Origin of the sequence: Marinospirillum sp. (assembly GCF_044810985.1) — a bacterium.
Lineage (GTDB): Bacteria > Pseudomonadota > Gammaproteobacteria > Pseudomonadales > Halomonadaceae > Marinospirillum.
The window spans coordinates 3,078,783-3,092,358 of record NZ_CP085242.1; the positions used below are offsets into that span (position 1 = coordinate 3,078,783).

Here is a 13,576-nt window from a genome sequence, read left to right on the forward strand (position 1 = left end):
TTGTGTTTATCGGGTGCTTTTTTCACTAAAATTTTCTGACATACTAGAGAAAAATTGCTAGTTTGACTACTTTTCACAAGGTTAATTATTTCATGTTGGCTTCTCCCTTTGCTGAACCCCTCTCACCCCTGATCGATATTGGTGTTAATCTGGTCGACAAGGCTTTTGCCGGGGATCAGGAGGAAGTCCTGGAGCGTGCCCGGAGTGCCGGTCTGACGGGCCTGCTGCTGACCGGCACGGATGTAACAGTCAGTGAGCAGTCATTAAGGTTGGCTGCAAAGCATTCCCACTGGTTGCGCACCACGGCAGGCGTGCATCCCCATCAGGCTTCGGATTGGTCAACCCAGGTGGCCAGCCAGGTTGCGGATCTTTTGCAGGAGCCTCTGGTGGTGGCTGCTGGTGAAACCGGTCTGGATTTCAACCGTAATTTTTCCACTCCGGTGGAACAGGAAAAGGCTTTTGAAGCCCAGCTGGAACTGGCTGCAGAAGCGGGCAAGCCTCTGTTCATCCATGAGCGTGAAGCTGGGGAACGTATGCTGGCTATTCTGAAAAGCTGGCGAGATGCCATTCCGGGTGGTGTTGTCCACTGTTTTACAGGAGACAAAGCAACCCTGTTTGGCTATCTGGATCTGGATTTACACGTTGGTTTTACCGGTTGGGTGTGTGATGAAAGGCGCGGAACTTCACTCTGGCCTTTACTGCCCTCGGTACCGGCTGAGCGTCTGTTGATTGAAACCGATGCCCCCTGGTTACTGCCGAGAACTGCACGCCCCAAACCCAAAAAAGGCCGCAATGAACCGGGTCTGCTGCCCTGGGTGGTGGCAAAAATTGCCGAGCTGCGGCAAGTGGAGCCCCAGCAACTGGCCTGGGAAACCAGCCACAATGCCCAGCGTCTGTTCAACCTGCCTGACTCTTTTATAACGGGAAATCCATCATGAGCCTACCGACTTTTATCGCCCTGGAAGCTGCTGCCGATGATGAACAAAGCTTTCCGGTCACTATTGCCTGGTCTTTACCCGATGGTCGCATCAAACAGGCTTTGATACAGCCGGATGAGAGCTGGGAGGAAGATGAAGCCAGCCTGCTGCGGGTCAGTGAACTGGATCTGGACCTGCAGGGTTATGCCGCCGATGAGGTGATTCGTGAACTGCAATACGATCAGCAGGATGATGCCTATTATGTAGACAGCCTGCATCCCCAGGAAGCCTGGCTGGTGAAACTCTTTGATGCTGCTGAAAAGGAAGTCAGTTTTCAGTTGCTGGAAGCTGCAGAGCTTTATGATGATCTGGATGCCTGGGAGCAAACCCGGCGCGAGACCCTGGAGTTTCTGGGTCTGGACCCCGGCCGTGCCGAGGATCAGGTCAGAGCCTTGTTGGAAGCCCATGTTATTTTAACCGGCGAACAGCCGGACATTGATTGAACAGGAGTAAAGCTATGACCGAGCAGGTGGATTTTTATTATGACATCGTTAGCCCTTACAGCTACATGGCAGCGATTCAAATGGCTGAACTGGAAGCGGAGACAGGTGTTCAGGTGAACTGGCTGCCGATTTTTCTGGGTGGCCTGTTCAAGCAGGTCGGTAATAATGCTCCCCTGAGCCTGGAAGCCAAAAAGCGCTATATGTTCCAGGAAGATCTGCCACGCTTGGCAGCGGCTTATCAGGTTCCCTACACACTGCCTGAAGTCTTTCCCACCAATACGCTGAAGGTTCAGCGCGCCCTGGCTGCACTTCCAGCCGAACAGCGGGCAGCGCTTTCCCTGAATTTATTTGACAACTACTGGGGTCAAGGCAAGGATGTGGGCTTGCCGGAAGTGGCGGAAGAAATTCTGGGCACAGAAATTGCTGCCCTGGCTGGTGAAGACATAGCGAAAACAGCCCTGAAAGATTTAACCGATCAAGCCATTGCCAGAGGTGCTTTTGGTGCCCCGTCGCTGTTCTGGAAAGACCAACTGTATTTTGGTTGTGACCGGGTGCACCTGCTGAAAAATGACCTGCTGGCTGCAAAAGGATAACCCCTTAATGTTTACCGGAATCGTACAGGGCGTGGTCGAAGTGACCCGCCTGGAAGCAAAAAACAACCTCACCACCCTGGGTCTGGCATTGCCTCGGGAAACGCGAGAAGGCCTCCAGGTGGGGGCCAGTGTCGCCATCAATGGCGTCTGCCTGACTGTGACCCATTGGGATGAGCAGGCTGTCTATTTTGATGCCATGATCGAAACTCTGCGCACCACCAATCTGGGTAGTTTGCTTCAGGGCAGTGAAGTGAATTATGAAAGAGCCGCCCGCTTTTCTGATGAAATTGGTGGCCATCTGATGTCCGGCCATGTCATTGATCAGGTCAAACTGACCGCACGTCAGGAGCTGGATGAAAACAACCTGCGTCTGGAATTCACCGTACCGGAACAGTGGATGAAATACATTTTCCCCAAGGGTTATATCGGTCTGAATGGCTGCAGCCTGACGGTAGGCGAAGTGGAAAGCAACCGCTTCAGTGTGTATCTGATTCCCGAAACACGTCGCGCCACCACCTTCGGTACCATGCCGGAGGGCACCCCGGTGAATCTGGAGATAGACCCCCAGACCCAGGTGACCGTGGATACGGTAGAGAGGGTACTGGCACAACGAGGTCTGGCATGACCGAAAAACGGCCTTTACCGGATGACTGGATGCACTATCTGGGTGGTGAATTCCAGCAACCCTATATGCTGCAACTGAAGGATTTTTTGCGCCAGGAAAAAGCTCAGGGCAAGGTGATCTACCCGCATTCCAGCAACTGGTTCAATGCCTTCTGGCAGACACCCCTGTCTCAGGTCAAGGTTGTGATTCTGGGGCAGGACCCTTATCACGGCCCTGACCAGGCTCATGGTTTGAGCTTTTCCGTGCAGCACGGTGTCAAGGTGCCCCCCTCTTTGCAGAATATGTATAAGGAGCTGCAAAGTGACCTGGGTATTCAACCACCGGCTCATGGTTGCCTGCAGTCCTGGGCGCAGCAGGGGGTTTTGCTTCTGAATGCCGTTCTGACGGTCGAGGCAGGACAGGCTGGTTCGCATCAGGGCAAGGGTTGGGAAATCTTTACGGATCGGGTGATCCATTTGCTGAATGAGCAGCCCAGAGGCTTGGTGTTTTTGCTCTGGGGTGGTTATGCACGCAAAAAGGCAGGCTTTGTCGACAGAAGCAAGCATCTGGTTCTGGAAGCACCACACCCTTCGCCCTTGTCCGCGCATCGCGGTTTTCTGGGCTGCAGGCATTTTTCCCAGGCCAATGCCTGGCTGGAGCAGCAGGGGCAAACTGCAATTAACTGGCAACTACCTACAACTTAAAGTGCTACTAATTAAGGTGATGAGCGCAATAGTTAATTAGCGCATGATAATTTCGCCATCACGTAATACAAAGGTCACCTTGCCCAGGTCGTTGCGGGGTGAAAACTCATCCTCACCCAGGTGAATCAGGGTGCCGGGGTAGCAGGTGACGCGAACCTGAACACGGGCTGAATGGCGATCCTTGAGTTCTTTTTCCAACTCGGCCATCTTGTCGTAAAGTGTGTTTTCACGCTGCTTCAAACCATCCCGAGCTTTGAGAATCTGTTGCTTTTTCTCTTCACTGATGGGTTTGCGCAGCTTCTTGATTTTGGCAATGACATCCATCAGCTGCTGGCGCTGTAGATCCAGTTGCTTGAGTTGATTGTTGACTGTGACGATCTGCTGCTTGATGTCGTCGGTTTCCCCGGCAATCAGCTTGGTGGGTACATTGGCCATGGCACCGGAAATACCCACATCGATGATTTCTTTGGCTCGGGCTACACCGCCGACGATGGTGCCACGGCCCGGCATCATGATTTTTATACCGGCAGTGACTTCCGAATGCAGGATCTGCTTCTGGACAATGATTTCCTGATCGGCTTCAACCCTGGCTTCCTGAATGAAGCGTGCCTTGATTTGGGTGCCTGCCTTGAGGTAGGCATCAATGATCTTGCCTTTTTCATCATCGTCTTTTTGGGCTTCGGGTTGTTTTTCTTTATCCGATTTCTTGCGACCGATGACGCCGCCACCGATTTCAATGGCTCCGCCTGCCTTGATGTAGGCGGCTTCAACCAGGCCACCGACCTTGACGTCCCCGGTGACCACAATTTTCATACCTGGGTCGACGTTGCCCTTGACATGCACACTGCCATCAAAGCGCACATGTCCGGTTTTAAGCCCGACCTGCTCGACCTTGAGCACCTGCTCAACCTGGGCGCCCTTGTCGTGAACGACCGGCATGCCTGCGGTGGAGGACAGTAACAAGTCTTCATCACCATCGGCCAGTTTGACACTGTCGTTCTTGGGCTTGAGTGTCAGATCCTTGCCATTGCGACCCTTGACGGTGCGTCCGGTGACCGTCCAGCCGGACTTGCCATCCGTGGGTGGGTGGCGTCTAACCAGGGCCTGATCGGCTTCAACATGGGGGAAATCACCCAATTCCAGAAAATTGACGTTACCCTCTTCATCCATTTGGGGGCGACGGTCGGTGATGTCTTCGATCAGGGTTTCCAGCCAGGCATCAGTGCCATCGTAAGCGGATTCGCCGTAGGCAACGATCATGCAAACAGGTTTCTGGGTTTCTCTCAACTGCTTTTGCATGGCTTCGCTGGTCAGCTCGTTAAGGCTGTCCTCAAGAAGTCCACGCACAATTTTGGATTGCTTGAGAGCAGCTTCCAGGGCTTCACGGGTGAGGTCTTTGCCTTTGCCCTGGGGAGGGTGAACCACTACCCCGGCCAGCATCTGATTGGGGCTGGCGAAAACCTCTGGCAAGGCATCAATCGGGCCACCCAGGCGCTGATCACAGCTTTCGCCACGGCGCATGGCATCCAGCAGTATAGACAAAGCAGCAGAGTCAACGGGATATTCCTGGGGTGAGAAGCCGGCCATTTCCATGACTTGGGGAAACTGTTCAGCCTCTATGGGCTGGGCAATACCTGTGGGCTCAAAGGTGGCCCAGAAGTCGCCGTTTTCTTCTTCACGAAAAGTGAGCCCCAGCTCCTCGGGAGTCGGGGTGCTCAGCATAAGATCTTCGTCTGACAAAGGTTCCATGAATATATCCCGAATGCAGCTTAGCTAGACTGCTATTATCTTGATTATTGCGAATACTTGTTTTGATTCAAGTAGTAGTAACAAGTACTTCATACGTCATCTTAGCGCGACTCAGTCGCTTAGCCTATACCACTTCATCAAACTTTTGTGACGCTTTGTAGCACTTTAAAGTTGAAATTGCCGCTGACTCTATCCCTCTGAAGGTTTATCATAGACAAAGATGACAACGAAGGGTATACCGCTTTTATGGCCATGACACGCTTAGCAAAAATAAAACGAGCCAGGCAATTGATCGCATTGACCTTGATTGCCGAGCTGAAAACCAACCAGCGTAACCTCTTGAGCCTGATGCTGGACAAGGCAACCTTCTGGGCAGAAGATCGCAAGGCCTTGCGCCTGCCTCCACTGCCCCGGCAGGTGCAGATGCAGATGGCCCGCAGCCAGGGTCAGAGGCTGTTTCGTTTGCGTGAAGCCGTATTCAGCCTGAGCCCTAACCGTCCCGAGCCCAAGCGTTTGATTTATCGTGATGATATCTATCAACCCGGACTGCCCGGCAAACCCCGAAAAAACTAGATGTTACAATAATATTGAATCTTTCCACCAGGAGCCCCGTAAATGGAAGTGACTAGCCGCCTGTCCCTTGATGACTTGGGTATTTTGCTCGTTGAGCCCTCGACCATGCAGCGCCGGGTCATCCAACAACAACTCTCCGAACAAGGCATCAAAACGCTGGAAGCTGTCGGCAGTGCGCGAGAGGCTCTGACACGGATGCGGGTTTTTATTCCTGATTTGATCATTTCCAGCCTCTATCTTCCTGATGCGGATGCTCATGAGCTTTTTGCCCTGATGCAAAAGGATGCCCGTCTTTCAGAAGTCGCCAGGATGGTGGTGTCCAGTGAACAGAAACGTGAAAACCTGGAAGCAGTGCGCCAAGCCGGTGTTCTAGCTTTACTGCCCAAGCCTTTTGATCGTAATGATCTGAAAAGGGCGCTGGTGACAACTCTGGAATACCTGACGCATGAAGAGGTGGAGCTGGAACTTTATGACATCACCACCCTGCGGGTGCTGGTCGTGGATGATTCGCGCATGGCCAGAAAGCATCTGACCCGCGTTCTGCATCAGATCGGTGTGGAGCATATTGATGAAGCTGTGGATGGTAGCGAAGGGATCAAGCAACTGCAGGACGGAGCCTATGATCTGGTGGTGACGGATTATAATATGCCGGTGATGGATGGTGAGGCTTTGGTCAATCATATCCGTCAGTCTGCTGACTATTCACACATTCCGATCATGATGGTGACTTCAGAAGATGAGTCCCGCCTTGCCTCGGTGCGTCAGGCCGGGGTATCGGCCATCTGTGACAAGCCCTTTGAAGTCAGCCAGGTGCGCAACCTGCTGGTTTCCCTGCTGGAGCCTGGCGGTGATTAAGTGTTTTTTCAGGAGGTTGGTGGAGCTAGACGTTGAAACTTGTTAATTCTTCAGACCATAACATGTCAGCACTCAAGCTGGGCGATGATCCTCAGGTGGGGGGTCTGGTCAACAGTGGTTTATTGACCTGTGAACCGGAACTGCCGCTGGCGGATGTGGCCCGGCGTATGCGCAAGGCCTCGGTCAGCTGCATCCTGATTGTTCAGGGTCAGGAGCTTCTGGGTATCTGGAGTGAAGGCGATACCCGCAGGCTGGATTTCAGCCAGCCTGACTTGCTGCAAACTCCGATTCGTAAGCTGATGAGCTCCCCGGTCATACACGTTTCTCATGACACCCTCCTGAGTCAGGCTGCATCCCTGATGAAAAGCAAACGCATGAGGCGTCTGTTGGTCATGGGGGCCGATGCCAAGCCTCTGGGCATGTTGACCCAGTCCGATATTGTTCGCCATCAGGGGGTGGAAAACTACCTTTTGATGCGCAATGTCGGCTCCAGTGTGCATGCCGCTCCCTTGCGACTCTATGCCAGCCTGAGTATTGCTGAAGCGGTCACACGTTTGCGTGAAGCGGGTACGGAAGCCGCCATAGTTGAGCGGGGTCGTGGTCAGCCACCGGGGATTATTACCGAGCGGGATCTGATCAGTCTACTGGCCGAAGAGTTGCCCGCTGCAGCCTTGCAGGAAGTGGTACACAATGAGTTGCTTTGTGTGCCGCGCAGTATGAGCCTGCTCAAGGCCGTTGACCTGCTCAGGGAAAAAGGTTTCCGCCATCTGGGTGTGCTCGAGTGCGATGTTGATGGTGAGCCGCTGGACAAGCTCTGTGGACTGCTCTCGTTCAATGACATCCTGGCCAGTATTGAATATGAGTATGTCAACCAACTGCGTGCAGCCATAGAAGCGCGTGATTATGCCCTCAAGGCTTCACAGGAACACCTCCTGCTGGCACAAAAAGTCATTGAAACCTCCTTGGACGGTATCGTGATCACCGATCCCAAGGGAGTGATTCAGGCTGTCAATCCCAGCTTCACCACTCTGACCGGCTACAGTGCGGAAGAAGCCATCGGTCAGACACCGGCTCTTTTGAGTTCCGGCCTGCACGGTGAAGATTTTTACCGAGATATGTGGACGAGCTTGACAAAGCAGGGTTACTGGCAGGGTGAAATCTGGAATCGCCGTAAAAACGGGGAAATTTATGCTGAATGGCTGACGATTACTGCAATTCGCGACCTTGAAGGGGAAATCCTGCAGTTTGCAGCCATTTTCAGTGATATTACCGATCGCAAACGCAAGGAAGAACAGATCCACAGTCTGGCCTATTACGATGATCTGACCGGCCTGGCCAACCGACGCCTGCTTTTGGATCGTCTGGATCTTTCACTGGCTTCGGCAAAACGTCACCAGCACAAGATGGCTGTGTTGTTTCTGGATCTGGATTTGTTCAAACGGATCAATGACACCCTGGGTCATCAGGCCGGTGATGAGGTCCTGAAAGAAGTGGCCCGACGCCTGGAAACCAATATCAATGACGGTGATTCCGTGGCCCGTCTGGGTGGTGATGAGTTCACCGTTCTGGTGCCGGAAGTGGAAACCCTGCACCTGCTGGAAACCGAAGCATCGCGCTTGATCTCAGCCCTTATTCAGCCCCTGACGATCATGCAGAAAACCCTGGTGGTCTCGACCAGTATCGGCATCAGTGTTTATCCCGATGACGGGGTTACAGCCGAGAGCCTTCTGAAGCATGCCGATACCGCCATGTACCGTGCCAAAGAAACCGGGCGCAACAACTACTGTTTTTACAATGCGGTCATGGGTGAGCGCAACTACACTGATCTGGCCGTGGAACATGGACTGCGTAAAGCACTGGAAAACCAGACGCTTTATATTGCCTACCAGCCCAAAATTGATGTCGCCACCCGCAAATGGGTGGGTATGGAAGCCCTGTTGCGCTGGCAGGACCCGGAGCTGGGTGAAGTCTCACCGGCCGAGTTTATTCCTCTGGCGGAAAGGCTGGGGCTGATTGAAAGCCTGGGCGACTGGGTGATTGATGAGGTTTGTCAGCAACTGGTTGCCTGGCAGAAGATCAGTCCTTGTGTTCCTCCGGTTTCCATCAATGTATCCGCCCGCCAGTTGGTGGATGCCCAGTTTGCCCAGCGTCTGTTTGCCCGTCTTGAGGGTTATCATCTGGAGCCTGGCCTGATTGAGCTGGAATTGACGGAAAGTTGCCTGGTACTGACCGAAGAGGATATCCAGCACCAGCTGTTGAAAGATCTGCATGCAGGCGGTGTGCAAATCTCCATTGATGACTTTGGCACCGGTTACTCTTCCCTGTCTTATCTGCGCAAACTGCCCTTGAGCACCATAAAAATTGATGCCAGTTTTGTTCGCGAGCTGCCGGAAAACCGCGAGGATGGGCAACTGGTCAGAGCAATTATTGGTATGGCCCAGGCTCTGGGCTTGCAGATCGTTGCTGAAGGCGTGGAAACCCAGGCCCAGGCGACCCTCTTGCAGGGTCTGGGAAGTCCGGTTTGCCAGGGGTTCTGGCTGGCAAGACCGGCATCCCCTGAGGCCATTCAGGCCTGGCTACACAAGGCGGGTGACACCTCTTTGTGGCCGGATTTCCCCGACACCTGGCAGCCTCTGGTCACCCAGGCTGAAGAAAATAAGCCTTCATCACCTGAGTGATGCGGCGCAATTCCTCTTCGCTGATGACATAGCTGGGCATGGTGTAGGCATAGCGACCAAAGGGCCGTAACCAGACACCCTGTTCCAGCGCATAATGGCTCAGCCCTTTCAGGGTTTCCGCTTGCTCAACCTCGATCACACCGGTGACGCCCAGTACCCGTGTGGTTTGGACGCCGGGTGCGGAAAACTCATCCAGTTCCTCGTGCAATACCCGGTTGAGCTGTTGAATTCTTTCCAGGTAGTGATCCTCTTCGAAAACCTGGATACTGGCCAGGGCAGCACGACAGGCCAGGGGATTGCCCATGAAGGTGGGGCCATGCATGAAGGCTTTTTCCGGGCCGCCATAAAAACCCTGGAAAACCTCTTCACTGGCCAGAGTGGCTGCCAGGCCCAGGTAGCCGCCGGTCAACCCTTTGGAAAGCACCATAATATCCGGGCTGACCCCGGCCTGTTCGCAGGCAAAAAGGCTGCCGGTGCGGCCAAATCCGGTGGCAATTTCATCAAAAATCAAGAGCACGCCATACTGGTTGCAAAGGCGACGCACTTCCTGCAGCCAGATGGGTGAATACATATTAAAACCACCCGCTGCCTGCAATAAAGGCTCGACAATAAAGGCGGCCAGGGATTGGTGGTGTTGGGCAAAGCTGGCTTGCAGCAACTGGATATCTTCAAGAAGCAGCGGATCATCAGCACCAGCCTTGAAACCAGCACGGGGTGCTGCGGCAAAATAGTGAGGCTGCAGCCAGCCGGAAAACAACTGATGCATCCCTTCTTCAGGATCACAAAGCGCCATGCAACCACTGGTATCACCGTGATAGGCCCGCATCACCGATAGCAGGCGTGTGCGCTCGGTCTGCCCTCTTTGCAGCTGGTATTGAACCGCCATTTTCATGGCGACTTCGATGCCGACCGAACCACTGTCACTGAAGAAAACCCGCTCCAGACCTTCGGGCGTTATGGCAACCAGTTTTTCAGCCAGCTCCAGAGCCGGGGCATGAGTCAGGCCACCCAGCATGACATGGCTCAATTGATCAATTTGCTCATGCAGGGCGGCATCCAGTCTGGGATGACGGTAGCCATGAATCAGGCACCACCAGGCACTGGTTGCATCCAGGAGTTGGCGGCCATCAGCGAGATGCAGCCAGGCTCCCTTGCCACTGGTGACTCGAGGTGGCGGCGGCAGATTTTGCATCTGGGTGTAGGGATACCAGAGGGGGTTGGTCATTCATGGGCCTCTTGTTAACTATATTTACAACTAAGGTTAACAAGATGGCTGTTTGCAGGCAAGGGCGGGTGTTTCGTGACTAATTTATGATCTTCTTCATGAATTTTTGTAGCAAAAAATTCGTACAGGAACCATGCTTAGAGTAGGGACAAGGATTCATCTCACCAGCAATAAAAGCGGAGGTCAAAATTAATGCAAACCCTAATTGATACCTTTAGAGAACAGATGCAAAAGCAACAACTGCCGATGATGGAGTTTCAACGCCAGTGGGTGGAAGCCATGGAGGCCATGATGGAGACTGAAATGGAAGCCGCCCGGCAGTATTGGGACACTTGGTTTGCCATGAGTCACGCCTGCCTGAAAGGAGGTGAAAAAGGCTCAAACCCCATGGATATGGGCAAGGAATGTGCAGATATGTTTTGTGAGTTGAACAAGACCCTGCTGGAACATGCCCACAAACGCCAGCAGCTGACTCAGGACTGGCGCGAAAGGATCAATGAGATCATGTGATCGGGCAGTGGAACTTCAGTGACCAAAAATGCCGGAACCTGCTGGGTGTCCGGCATTTTTTTGCTTAGTTTAGTTTCACTTGATGCAAGCCATTAAAGCTGAGTAAAATGCTGGGTTTTTAAGCGGATGATGATCACAGGAGGTCAGCTTGGCCAGCATTAAAGTCTTGGTGGGCAGTGTTTATGGGGGTTCAGTGGAAGTGGCAGAAATGGCCGCAGCCGCTGCCTTGAAGGCAGGGCATCAGGTGGAGGTGACAGAAACACCTCATTCCGGATTGCTGGATGAGGCAGACAGCCTTCTGGTTGTGACCTCAACCACGGGAAGTGGCGAGCTGCCCGAAGACTTGCTTCCGGTTTACCAGGATCTGGACTCTCAGGCAGCAAAACTGGTTAACAAGCCTTTTGCCGTTATTGCCTTAGGGGACTCTTCTTACGGGGACAGTTTCTGTGCAGCGGGCAAGCTGATGGATGAAAAGCTTGCTGATTTGGGCGGGCAACAATTGTTGCCTCTGCTCACTATTGATGCTTTGCAATACTTTCAGGCGGGTGATGGCGCTGAAGACTGGATAGCCGCTTGGGTTGCAAAGCTTAACGAAAGGGGTTGAGCACAATAACCATAACCAGCAGGGCACCTAAAACCAGCAGGATATCCAATACCCAGCGACTGATTGAGCGCTTGCGTTTTTTAGGGCGGGTGCGCTGTTGAGCCAGTGCTCTCTGTGCCGAGGGGTTGCCCCGGCCACTTGCCCGTGAGCTTCCCCGACTAGCGCTGCGCGAAGAAGAGCGGCGTGAAGAGGATTTGGATCCTCCCATCTGTTTACGCAGCTCACGTTCCTCATGCTCGCGCTTGCGCTGCAGGGCCTGCTCCTTCATTTTGGTCATATCAACCATGTTTAAACTTCCTCGGTATGAAACCTGTCCCGGATTTGGTGCATTGGAGTTTACAGCTTATCAAAAAAGATGGCTGTGTTTGCAGGTGGTTTTTATGTCAAATTATTTAGCTGACCACCTGATAGCAAGGGTTGTAAGCACTGCCTGCCAGTTTCATGCGCCCCTGACTGACAAAGGCTCTTAAGAGTTCATCCAGGGGGCGCATCAGTTCCGGGTCACCCTGAATCTGAAAAGGCCCTTTTTCTTCTATCGACCGGATTCCCTTGTCCTTGACGTTACCAGCCACTATTCCCGAGAAAGCTCGCCGCAGATTGGCAGCCAGCTGATCGATCGGCTGGTTTTTGTGCAATTCCAACTGGGACATGGCTTCATGGCTGGGATCAAAAGGCTCCTGAAAAAGCAGATCAATCTGCAGGCGCCAGTTGAAATAAAAAGCATCATTCTGCTTGCGACGATACTCAGTGACCTGGTTGATGCCTGCTTTCATGGCGCGGGCAACCGCGGGCGGATCGTCAATAATAATCTGGTAGCGTTCACGCATCGGCTCACCAAAAACCTGATGTATGAACTGGTCGATCTGGTGAAAGTAGTCCTGGGCCGAAGCCGGGCCGGTAAAAATAACCGGAAAGGGTTGTTTTTGATTGCTGGGGTTACTGAGCAATCCCAGCAAATAAAGAATTTCTTCAGCCGTACCCACACCGCCGGGAAAGACAATAATACCGTGACCCACACGGACAAAAGCTTCCAGGCGTTTTTCAATATCCGGCAGAATAACCAGTTCATTGACAATGGGGTTGGGCGCTTCGGCAGCGATGATGCCCGGTTCGGAAATGCCAATATAGCGGCGCTGATGAATGCGTTGCTTGGCATGTGCGACATTGGCCCCCTTCATGGGGCCTTTCATAGCACCCGGGCCACAGCCGGTACAGATATCCAGCCCTCTTAGACCCAGGTGGTAGCCGACATCCTTGGTGTATTCATATTCTTCACGGGAAATGGAATGTCCCCCCCAGCAAACCACCAGATTCGGCTGCTGGTTGGTGCGTAAAATATGCGCATTGCGAAGGATGTGAAAGACAGCATCGGTAATGCCTTCACTGCTGTTGAGGTCATAGCGAGGGTTGAGTTCGATTTCATTGCTGACATAAACCAGGTCACGCAATACCGCAAACAGATGCTCACGGATGCCGCGAATCATGTCACCGTCGACAAAGGCGTCACCGGGTGCCTGGGTGAGTTGCAGGCGTATTCCCCGATCCTGCTGCAGGACTTCAATATCAAACTTGGGGTGTTGTTCCAGCAGAGCCTTGCTGTCATCGAGAGGGCTGCCGCAGGAAAGCACGGCCAGGGCACAGCGGCGCAGGAGGTCGTGATGACCGTTGCGGGAGGTATCTCTGAGGCGATTGACTTCATGCTGGGAAAGGACTTCCAGGCTGCCTTCAGGGGAAACCAGGGCATCCACGCTGGCGGAATTTTCGGTCCTGCTGTGCATTTGAACTCCTCGATCGGGGAAAACGGCTGCCTATGATAAAGCAAATCCCACCTGATTTTCCTGAATAAATTTGTACGGGACTGAGTGACCAGAAAATAATGCCGTCAAAAATTGATTTTAAAGAATAATGACCAGGCAGTCATGCTTTGTAGTATTGGAATGCGTGGGTTTTGGCTGTTTTACCCTTAAGTATTACTAATCCAAGGTCGAATAGGCTTTCGGGATGAACCCGCGTAAAAAGCAACTGCTGAACGATCACACCAACAAAAACAGTAAAGTGACG

General features: G+C 53.0%; 14 protein-coding genes. 10 read left to right on the plus strand and 4 right to left on the minus strand.

Going from position 1 to position 13,576, the window contains the following annotated elements:
* Positions 1-92: 92 nt before the first annotated feature.
* Genes LG323_RS14550 through ung form a run of 5 tightly spaced genes read left to right on the plus strand, consistent with a single transcriptional unit; the run spans position 93 to position 3,321 of the window.
* Positions 93-938, plus strand: a complete 846-nt coding sequence (locus LG323_RS14550; protein ID WP_404417715.1) for a TatD family hydrolase — start codon at positions 93-95, stop codon at positions 936-938.
* The gene (locus LG323_RS14555) at positions 935-1,420 is read left to right on the plus strand and encodes a hypothetical protein (RefSeq protein ID WP_404417718.1); all 486 of its coding nucleotides are present in this window, start codon (positions 935-937) and stop codon (positions 1,418-1,420) included. The genes LG323_RS14550 and LG323_RS14555 overlap by 4 nt, the downstream gene beginning before the upstream one ends.
* Positions 1,421-1,434: 14 nt before the next feature.
* A complete protein-coding gene (locus LG323_RS14560; protein ID WP_404417721.1) occupies positions 1,435-2,013 on the plus strand; it encodes a 2-hydroxychromene-2-carboxylate isomerase in 579 nt (192 codons plus the stop codon).
* Positions 2,014-2,020: 7 nt separating this feature from the next.
* Positions 2,021-2,638 carry a riboflavin synthase subunit alpha gene (locus tag LG323_RS14565; protein WP_404417724.1) on the plus strand — a complete coding sequence of 206 codons (618 nt, stop codon included), beginning with the start codon at positions 2,021-2,023 and terminating at the stop codon, positions 2,636-2,638.
* Positions 2,635-3,321 (plus strand): uracil-DNA glycosylase, encoded by a 687-nt coding sequence (gene ung, locus LG323_RS14570; RefSeq protein ID WP_404417727.1) that lies wholly within the window; start codon positions 2,635-2,637, stop codon positions 3,319-3,321. Before LG323_RS14565 ends, ung begins: the two co-directional genes overlap by 4 nt.
* Positions 3,322-3,357: 36 nt before the next feature.
* Here the strand turns inward: ung and LG323_RS14575 are convergent, their stop codons facing one another.
* The gene (locus tag LG323_RS14575) at positions 3,358-5,070 is read right to left on the minus strand and encodes a DUF342 domain-containing protein (protein WP_404417730.1); all 1,713 of its coding nucleotides are present in this window, start codon (positions 5,068-5,070) and stop codon (positions 3,358-3,360) included.
* A gap of 288 nt (positions 5,071-5,358) precedes the next feature.
* On the opposite strand from LG323_RS14575, the gene LG323_RS14580 reads away from it, so the two are divergent.
* From LG323_RS14580 to LG323_RS14590, 3 genes are all read left to right on the plus strand, one after another.
* Positions 5,359-5,643 carry a hypothetical protein gene (locus LG323_RS14580; protein WP_404417733.1) on the plus strand — a complete coding sequence of 95 codons (285 nt, stop codon included), beginning with the start codon at positions 5,359-5,361 and terminating at the stop codon, positions 5,641-5,643.
* A 42-nt stretch (positions 5,644-5,685) separates the two neighbouring features.
* A complete protein-coding gene (locus tag LG323_RS14585) occupies positions 5,686-6,498 on the plus strand; it encodes a response regulator (protein WP_404417736.1) in 813 nt (270 codons plus the stop codon).
* Between the two features lie 62 nt (positions 6,499-6,560).
* The gene (locus tag LG323_RS14590) at positions 6,561-9,176 is read left to right on the plus strand and encodes an EAL domain-containing protein (protein ID WP_404417739.1); all 2,616 of its coding nucleotides are present in this window, start codon (positions 6,561-6,563) and stop codon (positions 9,174-9,176) included.
* Here LG323_RS14590 and bioA read toward each other — a convergent pair.
* Positions 9,136-10,401, minus strand: coding sequence for an adenosylmethionine--8-amino-7-oxononanoate transaminase (gene bioA, locus LG323_RS14595; RefSeq protein ID WP_404417742.1), 1,266 nt, complete (start codon positions 10,399-10,401; stop codon positions 9,136-9,138). The two genes, LG323_RS14590 and bioA, sit on opposite strands and share 41 nt — an antisense overlap.
* Before the next feature lie 192 nt (positions 10,402-10,593).
* Here bioA and LG323_RS14600 point away from each other — a divergent pair, with 192 nt between their 5' ends.
* Both LG323_RS14600 and LG323_RS14605 read left to right on the plus strand, forming a co-directional pair.
* The gene (locus LG323_RS14600; protein WP_310695511.1) at positions 10,594-10,911 is read left to right on the plus strand and encodes a hypothetical protein; all 318 of its coding nucleotides are present in this window, start codon (positions 10,594-10,596) and stop codon (positions 10,909-10,911) included.
* 148 nt (positions 10,912-11,059) lie between these two features.
* Complete coding sequence (locus LG323_RS14605) at positions 11,060-11,515, plus strand: flavodoxin domain-containing protein (protein ID WP_404417746.1); 456 nt, start codon at positions 11,060-11,062, stop codon at positions 11,513-11,515.
* Here LG323_RS14605 and LG323_RS14610 read toward each other — a convergent pair.
* Entirely contained in the window at positions 11,499-11,801 is a 303-nt protein-coding gene (locus LG323_RS14610) for a hypothetical protein (protein ID WP_310695513.1), read from the minus strand. The genes LG323_RS14605 and LG323_RS14610 overlap by 17 nt on opposite strands.
* A 106-nt stretch (positions 11,802-11,907) precedes the next feature.
* A complete protein-coding gene (ppnN, locus tag LG323_RS14615) occupies positions 11,908-13,293 on the minus strand; it encodes a nucleotide 5'-monophosphate nucleosidase PpnN (protein ID WP_310695514.1) in 1,386 nt (461 codons plus the stop codon).
* Between the last annotated feature and the right edge of the window lie 283 nt (positions 13,294-13,576).